This is a genomic window from Caballeronia sp. ATUFL_F1_KS4A, from assembly GCF_023630905.1.
Classification (GTDB): domain Bacteria; phylum Pseudomonadota; class Gammaproteobacteria; order Burkholderiales; family Burkholderiaceae; genus Caballeronia; species Caballeronia zhejiangensis.
In genome coordinates, this window is sequence record NZ_JALQEB010000034.1 from 272,953 (window position 1) to 285,250 (window position 12,298).

The window sequence follows — 12,298 nt, forward strand, 5'->3', positions numbered from 1 at the left end:
GTGACTCACCTTCGAGGGCTCGCGATCAGCGCTTGTTCTTCGTGTTCACTCGCGCCCTTGCACGCGGCGCATGATCGCGTCGAGCGCCTTCGAGTAGTGCGTGTAGGTGCCCCGCTCCGACAGTTCGCGATTGAGCTGCTCGTTGAGGCCGCCTGGCGTGCTGACACGCCCGATCATCGACGAGAAGGGTTGCGTATCGAGCGTCGTTTCATGAGCGAGGCCCACATGATAGCCCGACAAAAACGAACGCGCGGACGCATACGGCACGCCTTGCCGCGCGAGCCACGACGCCTGCTCTTCCAGCAACGCGAAAAACGCCGCCATCGTCGCGGTGGCGGCCGATAACGCATTGAACTGGTGTTCGTCGTCCACTTCGACCGCTTCGCCGAGCGGCGCGAAGAGCGCGCGTGCGATCTCATCGCGCGGACAGAGCGCCGTGCTGCCCTTGCCCGACGCAACAGCGGGTAGCGGAATCGCGCGCACGACCTTGGCCGCGCGGCGCACGAGGGCGCGCATCTCATCGAGCGACTTGGCCGCGATGAAGCTGATGACGTGATGCCGCGCATCGAACGTGAGTTCGCCCAGCACGTCTGCCGCGATTTGCGGCAAGACCGCGAGACACACGACATCCGATGCATCGAGCACGCCCTGATTGCTGGCGCAAACCTCGATGCGCGCGTCGAGTTTCGCAAGACGCGCGGCGGTCTGCGCGTTGCGCGGAGACAGCGCGACCCGCTCGAAGGGAACATCGAAACGAATCATGCCGGTCACGACCGCCTCCGTGATCGTGCCCGTGCCGATAAAGCCAATACGCATGTTGCCTCGTCCGATAATCAGTCGAGCTTCAGCCAGGTCGTCTTCAGCTCGCAATATTGGTCGTGCGCGTAGATCGACTTGTCGCGTCCGCCGAAGCCGGACTGCCCGAAGCCGCCGAAGGGGGTCGACAGATCGCCCTCGCCGAAGCAGTTGACGGTCACGATGCCCGCGCGGATGCGCGCCGCGATCTTGTGCGCCTGGTTCACGTTGTCGGTCCACAACGAAGCCGCGAGGCCGTAGCACGTATCGTTCGCGATGCGCACGGCCTCGTCGACGTCAGCATATTCGATAACGCACAGGACCGGGCCGAAGACCTCTTCGCGCGCGATGCTCATCTCGGGCGTGACGTTGTCGAAGATGGTCGGCTCGACGAACCAGCCGCCCGTTTCCGCGAGCGTCGAATTGCCGCCGCAAGCGACGCGCGCGCCTTCTGCCTTCGCCTTCTCGATGTGGCCGAGCACCTTGCGGTAATGCGCTTCCTCGATGAGCGAGCCGAGCTTGACATCGGGATCGAGCGGATCGCCCGTCTTCCAGCCTTCGAGCACGGCCTGCATCTTTTGCAGCAGTTCGGCCTTGTGGCTCGAATGCACCAGAATGCGCGATCCCGCGCTGCAGTTCTCGCCCATGTTCCAGAACGCGGCGGCGACGGCCTGCTCCGCGACGGCATCGAGATTGGCGACATCGGGCAACACGACTTGCGGATTCTTGCCGCCGCATTCGAGCACCACGCGCTTCATGTTCGTATCGGCGGAATAGCGCAGGAAGCGCTTGCCCGTTTCAGTGGAACCCGTGAACGCGATGAGATCGACATCGGCGTGCGTGCCGAGCGCCTGCCCCGCGCTTTCGCCGAAGCCCGTCACCACGCTGAACACGCCGGGCGGAACGCCGGCTTCGATCGCGAGATCGGCAATACGCAGCGTCGATAGCGACGTCTGCTCCGCGGGCTTCACGATGACGCTATTGCCCACGGACAGCGCCGGCCCGATTTTCCACGCGAGCATCAGCGCGGGGAAATTCCACGGCAGCACCGCACCGACGACGCCAATCGGCTCGCGCGTGATCATGCTCACGACGCTCGACCCCGATGGCGACAGCGCGTCGTAACGCTTGTCCGTGACCTCGGCATGCCAGCGAACGCACGCCGCCGATTCCGGAATGTCGAGACCCATGCATTCGCTGATCGGCTTGCCTGCTTCGAGCGCTTCGAGCAGCGCGAGTTCTTCAGCGTTGTCGTCGATGAGTTGCGCGAGACGCTGCAAGACGGCCTTTCTCTGCGATGGCGCGGCCTTCGACCACACGCCCGATTCGAACGACTCGCGCGCCGCGACGACCGCGCGATCGACGTCCTTCGCTTCGCACCTGGCGATCTGCGCGAGCACCTTGCCCGTCGACGGATTCAACGTATCGAACGTTTCATTCGATGCCGCGTTGCAGCGTGCGCCCGCGATGAACGCGCGGCCATCGAGCGACAGATGTTCGGCCTGACGTTTCCATTCCTGATGCGTCGTCATGTCATGTCCTCAAAGATTCAAAGCTCGGCGCCCGCCGAGAATTCCTTCATCCAGATTGCCGCCGATACCGCCACGTCCGCGATCGGCCGCATCGGCAGAGAACGCGGATGCGGTTGTTTCAGCAGTTGATCGATCAGCTCGTTCGAGCGCCCGAGCACATGTTCGGCGATGAGCTTGCCCGCCGCCGATCCGCGGCTCAAACCAAGTCCGTTGCAGCCGACTGCTTCGTACACGCCGTCGTCGCGCTGGCCGAAGAGCGCGCCATTGTTCGCCGAGAGGCACAACGCGCCGCCCCACGTGTATTGCAGCTCGACATCCTCGAGCATCGGAAAACGTCGATCGAACGAACGTCGATGCAGATGCTTCGCCTTCGTCAGATCATGTTCCGAGACCGACAGATTCGGCCGGAACGCGAAATGGTTGCGTACGCAAATACGGTTGGTCGCGAGACGTCGCACGGTCGTACCCATCGGGTCCGCGGGAATGAGCGCCCACGAATCCGTTCCGCCGAGCCGCGCGATTTCATCGTCGGTCATCACGCGCGACATCGACGCGAACGTGTAGACCGGCAGCAAGCCATTCGGATGGCCGCCGAACGTCGCCGCATACGCGTTGGTGCAGAGCACGACGCGCTTCGCTTCGATGCTGCCGTTCGCGAACGTCAGCAGCTTCGTCTGGCCGCGCGCTTCCATGTTCTTCACCGCGCTCAGTTCCAAGACCGTCACGTTCGACGGCTGCGTGGCCGCGAGACCGCGCATGAGTGCCGCCGGCTGAACCGTGCTGCATCCCGGCGTGAAGAGCGCGCTTTGATAGAAGCGCGTGCCCGTCACCTTCGCGATCGCGGCTTGGTCCAGCCATTCGCACGGCTCGTCGATACGCGCGAGTCCGTCCGCGAAATGCGTCAGCGCCGTGTGGCCTTTCTTGTTAACCGACGCGTGATACTTGCCATCATCGCGCCAGTCGCAATCGATGCCGTGCCGCTTCACCGTATCGCGCACATAGCCGATGCCGTGCCGTTGCAAGCGCACGTCCGCCTTGTCTGCCTCGACACTGCGCGAATAGCTTTCGCTGCTGATGTCATGCGGCAGATCGACGAAGAAGCCGGAATTGCGGCCCGCCGTCGAGCGCCCGATGCGATCGGCCTCGACGAGCGCGATCGATGCATCCGGCGCAAGCTCGGCGAGCCGCCGCGCCGCGCACAAACCGGTGATGCCGCCGCCCACCACTACGTAGTCGAAGCGCAGCTCGCCCGTCACGCGGTTCGCGGGCGCGGCGGGCGGCAGGCTTTCCCACCATCCGTTGACGCCATCAGGTGCGGGAAGCCGCATGAAATCCAGTTTCGAGGCCATTCACGTATCGCGTTACTGAGCGTTGCGCAGCAAGGGTTGAACGAGCCTCGCGAAGGCGCTGCGTTCTTTGTCGTTCAACGTGCCGAGCGGCGCACGCGCGATGCCGACTTTCGTGCCCGCGAGCTCGCAGCCATAGCGCACGTACTGGATGAACTTGCCGCTGCGCTCCAGCAATTCGAGCACCGGAAGCAACTGCGTCATCAGCTTGCGGCCGGTGCCGAAATCCCCGCGTTTAACGCATGCTTCGAGCAAATCCGTATGCGCTTCCGGCAAAAAGTTCGACGCGCCCGCGACCCAGCTACGCGCGCCCCATGCGAAGAATTCGAGCGCCTGATCGTCCATGCCGCAACTGAGAACGAAGCGCTCCGGCAGTTGCGTCGCCAGATGATGCAGATGCGCGATGTCGCCCGTGCTCTCTTTCATCGCGGCGAAGTTCGGGCGTTGCAGCAGCTTGTCGAGCACTTCATCGCCAATGGCCGTGCCGGTGCGCGCCGGAAAGTTGTAGAGCATGATCGGCATGTCGAGCGCGTCGTCGACCTTCAGCAAGTGATCGAGCAGCTCGTCTTGCGTCGGCTGCACGTAGTAAGGCGCCGCGACCAGCAATGCGTCGTAGCCAGCGCGCTTCGCTTCGTTACCGAGACGCACGACTTCCTTCGTCGTCGTCGCGTTGATGCCGGCGGTGAGATAGGTCTTGCCGCCGACCGCCGACGCTACCGTCTCGAGCGTCTTCACACGCTCTTCGAAACTGAGCGCATAGTATTCGCCGGTCGTGCCGCCGACGCCCATGCCCGTAACGCGGCCAACGAGACTCTGAGCATGCTTGCCGAGCATGTCGTGATCGATTTCGCCGTCGGCCTTGAACGGGGTGACGAGCGGTGTATGTACGCCTTCGAAGCTCATGTTTGTCTCTCTGATGGATGGATCGTGCGAAGTCATGCGCGGCACACGTCGGACGAGCGCTTTGCAAGCGTCCTGCAATACGCCTTCACTGTGTCAGCCACGCCTTGACCTTGTCCGGATGCGCGTCGACGAATTTCTTCGCGGCCGTCGCGTAGTCGTTGGTCGAATTGCCTTCGAATTCGATCGATTCCACGTCCGCGAGCGTCAGCTTGAAATGCTTGAAGAACACGTCTGCGCGGGGGAACTTGCCCGCGAACTGCTTCGAGGCGAATGCATGGACCTGCTCTTCGCCGCCGAGCGTGCCCTTCGGGTCCTTCAGATAGCGCATCTGCCACTTCTGGAACAACCAGTGCGGGCTCCAAACGGTCGCGACGATCCATTGCTTCGATCCGTATGCGCGCTGGATTGCCGCAAGCATGCCGGCCTCGCTCGCCGATTGCAGCTTGTAGCCCGACAGGTCATACGCCTTGATGGTTTTCTCCGACGCCTGCATGAGACCGCCACCCGGCTCGATGCCCTGGATCACGCCGTTGAGCTGCTTCTGCACTTCAGGCTTCTTCAGATCCTCGATCGAGGAAACCTGCGACTCGGGCACATACGCGGGCACCGCCCAGCCGTTCTTGCCGCCCGTATAGATGATGCCGACGTCGTCGAGCGTGTCCTTGTAGCGCGCGACATACTGACCGTGCGTCACCGGCAGCCAGCCGCCGACCATGATGTCGAGATCGCCGCGCGATACGCCCTGATACTGGATGCCGATATCCGCCTGAACGAATTGCACCGGCTGCTGAAGCTTCGTCTCCAGCACGTACTTCGCGACATTGGCGACCGCGAGCACGTCGGCCCAGTTCGTGACCGCCACTTTGATCGGCTCGGCGGACATCGCCGGGCTCGCGCCGACCCCGAACGCCACAATGGCCGGCGTCACTATCTTGACGATCAAGGATTTGATCAGGTTGTTTTTCATTACGGACTCCGTATCTTTCATAGCATTGTGGTTGAGTAATCGATGCTCGTATCGCTCAGGTCTGCGCGTTCGCTTGCGCCGCGGCGGGCTTTGCCGGCGTGGAGATGACCTTCTTCTTTTTCTTCGCTTTCACGCCGAAGCTTTCCGTCAGGCGATCGAGAATGATCGCAAGCAGCACCACGCCGAGACCGCCCTCGAAACCGATGCCGATATCGAGCCGCTGAATGCCGCTCAGCACGTACTCGCCAAGGCCGCCCGCGCCGATCATCGAAGCGACCACCACCATCGACAGCGCCATCATGATCGTCTGGTTCACGCCCGCCATGATCGAAGGCAGCGCGTTGGGCAACTGAATTTTCCAGAGCAGTTGCGCATCGGTGCTGCCGAACGAGCGGCCGGCTTCGAGCAATTCTTCGCGCACCTGGCGGATGCCGAGCGTCGTCAATCGAACGACGGGCGGCATCGCGAACACGATCGTGGCGATCACCGCGGGCACGCGGCCGAGGCCGAAGAGAATGACCGCGGGAATGAGATACACGAACGCGGGCATCGTCTGCATGAAGTCGAGCAGCGAACGCAGCACGACTTCGACACGCCTGTTGCGCGCGCCCCAGATGCCGAGCGGCACGCCGATCACGAGACTGAAGAACGTCGCCGCGACAACGAGCGCGAGCGTCGATACCGTCTGCGCCCACAGGCCCATGTAGTTGATGACATAGAGCGCCGCGCCGACGAACACCGCGAACACGACGCCCTTTCTCCACAGCGCGAGCACCATGAGGATCACGAGCATCGCGATGAACGGCACCGCGCCGAGACCGTCTTCGAGGAGCTTGATGACCGCGCCAAGAGCAGCCGAGAAGGCATCGAAGCCGCCGCGAAAGTGCGAGAAAAGGAAGTTGACCGCGTCTTCGGCGAATCGTCCAAAAATCGAGGAATTCATGCTGCTCTCCGCTCCATGACCTGCTTGAGAATCGTGCGGCAGGACACCACGCCCGCGAGCCTGCCTTGTTCATCCGTGACCGGCACGTCGTGCTCCTGTCCCAGTGCAATGGATGCGAGCTGATGCAGATCGGCTGTCAGCGGAACCGCCGCGACATCGCGAAGCAATGCATCGCTGATCGGCCGCTTGCCGCTCTTGTGCAGCGATGCAGGCGTCACGCAACCCTGATAGCGCCCTGCTTCATCGCAGACGTATCCGCACTCCGCGCCGCTGTCGATGAGGCTGTTCAGATAGCGCTCGGAAGGCGCGCTGGTATTGCACGCGATGAGACCGCGCTCGACCTTCGTCATCAGGCTCGATGCTTCGAGGAAGCGCGACACGTCGACGTTGCGGAAGAAATCGCGCACGTAGGCGTCGGCGGGTGACTGGATGAGTTCTGCCGGCGTGCCCACCTGAATCAGACGGCCGTCCTTCATGATGCCGATGCGCCCGCCGATCTTCACCGCTTCCTCGATGTCGTGCGAAATGAAGACGATCGTGCGCCGCTCTTCCTTCTGCAAACGCAACAACTCGTTCTGCATTTCGAAGCGGATGAGCGGATCGAGCGCGGAAAACGCTTCGTCCATCAAGAGCACCGAGGGATTCACCGCCAGCGCGCGCGCGAGACCCACGCGCTGCTGCATGCCGCCCGACAACTCGCTCGGCAGCAGCTTCTCGTAAGAAGCGAGGCCGACGCGCGTCAATGCGGCGCGTGCGATGTCATAACGTTCCGATTTTTTCTTGCCCGCGACTTCGAGCCCGTAAGCAATGTTGTCGATGACCGAGCGGTTCGGCAGCAGCGCGAAAGACTGGAACACCATCGCCATTTTTTCGCGGCGCACGGCGCGCAGTTCGGGCGTGCTCATCGGCGCGATGTCGCGGCCTTCGAGAATCACTTGCCCCGAAGTCGGCTCGATCAGGCGATTGAGCAGACGCACGAGCGTCGATTTTCCGGAACCGGAGAGGCCCATGATGACGAAGATCTCGCCCGCGTTGACGGCAAGGCTGACATCGTCGACGGCGACCATATTGCCTGTCTGCGCGAAGATTTCGTTTCGGCCGAGGCCTTGTTTCAAGAGCTCCTGGGCGCGCTCGGGCTTCGCGCCGAAAATCTTCGAAAGGTTCTTGACCGTGAGAATCTCGGTCGTGGATGCCGCGACAGGACGCGCCGGCGATACGGTGCCGGACTGCGCGGAAGCCGTGCTCGTGACTTCGTTCGGTGCGAGCGTCAGGTTGGGAATCATCGGGTCATTCCACCTAGCAGGTTCAAAAAGGAGTTTGTCGCTGCCGGAAACAACCCGGCGTTCTTTGCGTTGAATGAAGCGTACATGGCCAATTTCGATCATCCACCGACATTTTCTGAGCCCTTTTCGATACTTCTGGTAATGCATGTGCCCGTCGCATTCGATGCCTGAAAAAAACGGAACGCAGCGTGAATGCCGTAGAGCCAGCACGGGCGCGGCTTTGCAGGCGACGGGCGCGCGCGTGGCCGCCGTTTGCCGCGAGACCGCTCGAAAGCGACGCTAGGGAATGCCCCTAAGCGACGCCCTTCGCATGACTTTTTCGGATGGTAGGGGCGGAGATTTACGCGAATGCCGTCACTGCACTTCGAGTATGAAGTGGGCGATCACCGCCGCCGCGGTCGCTATCGTGGCGAGCCAACTCAGCGCGCGAAGCGCCCAATGCGCGGCGAGGTCGCCCACGGCTTCGCGCTTCGAACTGAGCAGCACGAGCAGCACGAGGACCGGCGTCACGGTCATGCCGTTGACCACCGCGCTCCAGTAGAGCGCGCGCACCGGGTCGACGTGATAGTGCGTGAGGACCACTGCTGCGATCGTGCCGAGCGCGATTGTGGCGACGAGCACATACGCGATCCGCCGGTCTCGCCGTTCGCCGCGTTTCCAGCGGAACGAACTGGCTACGGCCTGAGCCGCCGAGCCCGCGAGCGGCGGCAGCGCCAGCAAGGCCGATCCGAGAAGCGCAAGTGCGAGAACCTGCCGCGCGTAACCGTGCGCGAGCGGCTCAAGTACACGCGACATCGAGACCGTATCGCCGGCGGATGCATGGTCGAGCAGATGGAGCGTCGCGGCCGCGGCGATCATCACGCAGATCGCAACCGCGTTCGAGCACGCCGTTCGCCAGAGCGTGTCGCGACGCACGCCGCGCATCGTCCGCTCCAACGCTTCTCCACGATCGCCGCGCTCTCGTGCGTCGCGGACCTCCTGCTCCGCTTGCGCAAACATCAAGTAAGGGCTGACGGTCGTGCCGAGCACCGCGATCAGCATCGACATGTAGCCCTCCGTCCACTCGACGCGTGGAATCACCGAGCGGATGGCAACCAGTCGCCACGGCACGTCGACGAGCAGGATCACGCCGACGTACGCGAACATCGCGAGCGTCAGCCACTTGAGGACGCGCGCGTATCGCGCATAAGCGACGCTCCATTGCAACACGAGCGAAGCGCATCCCGAAGCAAGCGTGAGCCACAGGAGCGAACCGCCGACGAGCGAACTGAGCGCGATGCCCATGGCGAGAACATCGACCGCGATATTGAACGTGTTGGCGATCACGAAACGCGCGACCGCAAAGTAGAAGAACAGCCACGAATAGTGTTCGCGCATGTTCGTCGTCAGGCCTCGTCGCGTGATGGCGGCGACGCGAGCGGCGATCAATTGAAGCGCGACGGTCGACGGGTACGTGAGCACGCACACCCACAATAGGTCGAATCCGTACCACGCGCCGGCGAGCGTATAGGTGGCGAGGCCGCTCGGATCGTTATCCGATGCAATCGTGACGAGGCCCGGTCCGACGTCCGCCGCCCACGACTGCGCGGGCCGCGCGGCGCCGGACATGCGGCCGTCGAGCGCCGTCTTCTTCTGACGAAAACGCATGTGCCAACTCGATGACGAGATGCACACGCGATGCACGAATCGTTCCGCTCGCCTTCGCTTCGAAACGAATAGTTGACCATTTCTCTTGGAATTGGCATAATGGTCGTTGAAGTACAAGAAGTCGATTGCTGCTCATCAATAGTCCGATTTTCCCCGGTATTCGTTGTCCATTCCCCTCCTTGCCGCTTCATCCCGCTCGATCGAGCAACTTATCTATTCATTTCAGGATTTTTATGGACACCGGTACGGTTAAATGGTTTAACGACACCAAGGGTTTTGGCTTCATCAGCCCGGATAATGGCGGCGACGATCTTTTCGCGCACTTCTCGGAAATTCGTTCGGACGGTTTCAAGACGCTGGCCGAAGGTCAGAAGGTCAGCTTCGAAACGAAGCGCGGCCCGAAGGGCATGCAGGCTTCGAACATCAAGCCGCTGTAAATCTGCCGCTGTAGCGCTGTAGATCCGCATCACGCCGGGAACCGCAACGCCGGTTCCCGCGCTCTTGTTGTCCGCCTCCGTTTCCCGCCTTTTCTCTCCCAGGCTCTGACAGCCTTTCGACGATCGCGTTATCAGCGCGCATCGCTCCTGCGCTTTCGGCATCTGGCCGCAAAGCATTTACATCTAAAACTAAAATGACATCACTCAATCACTACCGTGGTTATACGGTGCACGCGTCCGCGCATCGGCTCCGCGACAAGACGTTTTCAGCCAATCTGATGCTCGAGCGTTCGAGCGAACATCCGACGGATGCGCAGTATCGCTTCTACTCGCTCGACTATTTCGCGAAGGAGAGCGAGGCGGTCGAATTCTCGCGCCGATGGGCGCGCGAATGGATCGACACGCGAGGCTGACAGCCGCAACGATTCGGCCCGTGTCGGCCCCGTGCTTTCGATTGATCGATCAAGCTCCGGTCGACCGGACCGCATCGCGTGGATGAACGCGTCAGACCACCGTGATCGTCACATCGATATTGCTCTTCAGCGCCTTCGAGTACGGACACGTTTGATGCGCCATCTGCGCGATCTCTTGCGCCACCGCGCGCTCGATTCCCGGCAGGCTCACGTTCAGGCGCGCACGCAGCAGATACGCATCGCCGTTCATGCCGAGGTCCACTTCCGCATCGACGGCGGTGTCGGCCGGCAGACGCGTCTTCAGCTTCGCCGCGGCCTTGCCCATCGCGCCGATGAAACACGCCGACCAGCCCGCCGCGAGCATCTGCTCGGGATTGGTGCCCGCGCCGGCCGATCCGGGCGGCGAGAGTTTGACGTCGAGACGGCCGTCGGTGCTCTTCGCATGGCCTTCGCGGCCTCCGACGACGCGCGTTTTGCCCGTGTACAGGACGGTGTCGATCTGGGTCATGATGCGTTCCTCTTTGGATTCGAAAAGTTGACTGGCTTAGTGATGCGCGAAGAGCCGGGCGACGTCGTTCGTGGCCACGCCGCGCGCGCCCGATTGCGAAACCGTGTCGCTCATGCCGCCGTATGCCTGCATCGGCGCGGCGGCGCTTTCGCTGGCGATGGTCTGCGCGCTCACGCCGCGCTGCGACGAAGGCGCGCCGGCAAGCGGATCGTAGTGCGGCGCGGGGCCGTAGCCGCTGCTGGCGAAGGCGGAACCGGCGGCGACGGCGCTGACAGCGAAGACTGCGGCGGTGACGAATTGCTTGATCATGATTCGAACCTCGTTTGCGTGATTCAGGAAATGGATTAGCTGCCTTGATAGAGACTGCGCAACGCCGCGATCTCGCCATCGCGTTGCGCCTGTGCCAGCTCGGCCTTCACTTCGGCGCGCGTCTTGCCGGCATACGCGTGGTTCGCGACGGCCTGTTGGGGCTGCACGTTCAGCGGCACGTTCTTCACGGCGGCGTGAGCAACACCGGTCATGGCGCCGGCGACGAGAGCGAAAGCAACGATCGTGGATTTCATGGTGTTTCTCCTTGAATGCTGATGATTCGGTCGGTTGAGTGAGTTACGGCGATCGGGCATCGCGGGTGTCGGTCTTGGGTGTCACTCGTGAGCCGTCGTTGTGTGTATTTGAAGGCCCGCACGTATCTGGCTTGTGTCGGCGATGCGGGTCTTGTGCAATGTTTTGTATCGCGCACGTTGCAGATACATTGCGATACAGAACCCCGCCTAGCGCTCGGCCAGCAACTTGCCGATCGCGGCTTCGGTCTGCGCGTAATCGCCTTCGCCGAAATGCGTGTAGGCCACGCGCCCGTGCTTGTCGATCAGATAGAACGCCGGCCAGTACTGATTGCCGTACGCGGCCCACGTCGCGTAGCGGTTATCCAGCGCGACGGGATACGTGATCCCGTTGCGTTCGATCGCGCGCTTGACGTTGTTCGTATCGCGCTCGAACGGAAACTCGGGCGTATGCACGCCGACGACCACGAGCCCTTTGTCCTTGTACTTCTGATTCCACGATTTCACGGCCGGCAGCGTGTTGAGGCAATTGCCGCACGCGAAGGTCCAGAAATCGACGAGCACGACCTTGCCGCGCAATTGCGCGAGCGAGAGCGGCTCGCTGTTGATCCACTTGTCGATGCCGGCGAACTCCGGCGCGACGTTGTCGCTCGTGTGAGCGCTTGCGGGTGCGGCGGCCTGCGCGGGCGCGATGGCCGCACACGCGGCGATTCCGGCGCACACGGCGGCGTTTCTGATGGCGTCGAGCATGACGAAGTCCTCTTGAATGCGGTGAATATCGGAGCGGCGTGAGATGGCTGGTGAGATCGCCACATCGCTCCGGCAGGCCGACGTTCGCATCGGCATGACCGCATTGGACTGCGCGCGCGTATCCCGCTTGTGTCGGATAAAGGCGCGCTGCGCAATGTTATGTATCGCACGACATGCGGGATACACTGCGATACAAAACGTCCGCCGAAGCGCG

Annotated in this window: 14 protein-coding genes; 2 read left to right on the forward strand and 12 right to left on the reverse strand. The window is 62.4% G+C overall.

All coding sequences use genetic code 11. From position 1 onward, the window contains the following. Positions 1-45: 45 nt before the first annotated feature. The 8 genes from NCS03_RS21735 to NCS03_RS21770 form a co-directional block, all read right to left on the reverse strand. Positions 46-816 (reverse strand): pyrroline-5-carboxylate reductase, encoded by a 771-nt coding sequence (locus NCS03_RS21735; protein ID WP_250529761.1) that lies wholly within the window; start codon positions 814-816, stop codon positions 46-48. A gap of 17 nt (positions 817-833) precedes the next feature. Further along, on the reverse strand, positions 834-2,327 hold the full coding sequence (locus NCS03_RS21740) for an aldehyde dehydrogenase (protein WP_250529762.1): 1,494 nt from the start codon (positions 2,325-2,327) through the stop codon (positions 834-836). Between the two features lie 17 nt (positions 2,328-2,344). Beyond that, positions 2,345-3,676, reverse strand: a complete 1,332-nt coding sequence (locus NCS03_RS21745) for an NAD(P)/FAD-dependent oxidoreductase (protein WP_250457373.1) — start codon at positions 3,674-3,676, stop codon at positions 2,345-2,347. A gap of 12 nt (positions 3,677-3,688) precedes the next feature. Beyond that, on the reverse strand, positions 3,689-4,576 hold the full coding sequence (locus tag NCS03_RS21750) for a dihydrodipicolinate synthase family protein (protein ID WP_175981019.1): 888 nt from the start codon (positions 4,574-4,576) through the stop codon (positions 3,689-3,691). Positions 4,577-4,661: 85 nt separating this feature from the next. Continuing rightward, a complete protein-coding gene (locus NCS03_RS21755; protein ID WP_008348248.1) occupies positions 4,662-5,543 on the reverse strand; it encodes a glycine betaine ABC transporter substrate-binding protein in 882 nt (293 codons plus the stop codon). 55 nt (positions 5,544-5,598) lie between these two features. After that, positions 5,599-6,486 (reverse strand): ABC transporter permease, encoded by an 888-nt coding sequence (locus NCS03_RS21760; RefSeq protein WP_175981021.1) that lies wholly within the window; start codon positions 6,484-6,486, stop codon positions 5,599-5,601. Further along, positions 6,483-7,769 (reverse strand): quaternary amine ABC transporter ATP-binding protein, encoded by a 1,287-nt coding sequence (locus NCS03_RS21765; protein WP_250436634.1) that lies wholly within the window; start codon positions 7,767-7,769, stop codon positions 6,483-6,485. Before NCS03_RS21765 ends, NCS03_RS21760 begins: the two co-directional genes overlap by 4 nt. Positions 7,770-8,123: 354 nt before the next feature. Further along, positions 8,124-9,416 (reverse strand): NRAMP family divalent metal transporter, encoded by a 1,293-nt coding sequence (locus NCS03_RS21770; RefSeq protein WP_250529763.1) that lies wholly within the window; start codon positions 9,414-9,416, stop codon positions 8,124-8,126. A 233-nt stretch (positions 9,417-9,649) separates the two neighbouring features. On the opposite strand from NCS03_RS21770, the gene NCS03_RS21775 reads away from it, so the two are divergent. Beyond that, positions 9,650-9,853: a cold-shock protein gene (locus tag NCS03_RS21775; protein WP_008348254.1), complete on the forward strand. Its 204-nt coding sequence runs from the start codon at positions 9,650-9,652 to the stop codon at positions 9,851-9,853. Between the two features lie 194 nt (positions 9,854-10,047). Further along, on the forward strand, positions 10,048-10,266 hold the full coding sequence (locus tag NCS03_RS21780) for a hypothetical protein (protein ID WP_008348256.1): 219 nt from the start codon (positions 10,048-10,050) through the stop codon (positions 10,264-10,266). Between the two features lie 91 nt (positions 10,267-10,357). Here the strand turns inward: NCS03_RS21780 and NCS03_RS21785 are convergent, their stop codons facing one another. The 4 genes from NCS03_RS21785 to NCS03_RS21800 all read right to left on the reverse strand — a co-directional run bounded on the left by NCS03_RS21785 (position 10,358) and on the right by NCS03_RS21800 (position 12,084). Continuing rightward, positions 10,358-10,774 carry an organic hydroperoxide resistance protein gene (locus tag NCS03_RS21785; RefSeq protein ID WP_008348258.1) on the reverse strand — a complete coding sequence of 139 codons (417 nt, stop codon included), beginning with the start codon at positions 10,772-10,774 and terminating at the stop codon, positions 10,358-10,360. Positions 10,775-10,810: 36 nt separating this feature from the next. Beyond that, positions 10,811-11,083, reverse strand: a complete 273-nt coding sequence (locus NCS03_RS21790; protein ID WP_250441014.1) for a hypothetical protein — start codon at positions 11,081-11,083, stop codon at positions 10,811-10,813. Positions 11,084-11,118: 35 nt separating this feature from the next. After that, entirely contained in the window at positions 11,119-11,337 is a 219-nt protein-coding gene (locus tag NCS03_RS21795; protein WP_250529764.1) for a DUF4148 domain-containing protein, read from the reverse strand. Between the two features lie 207 nt (positions 11,338-11,544). Further along, positions 11,545-12,084, reverse strand: coding sequence for a thioredoxin family protein (locus NCS03_RS21800; protein WP_008348264.1), 540 nt, complete (start codon positions 12,082-12,084; stop codon positions 11,545-11,547). Between the last annotated feature and the right edge of the window lie 214 nt (positions 12,085-12,298).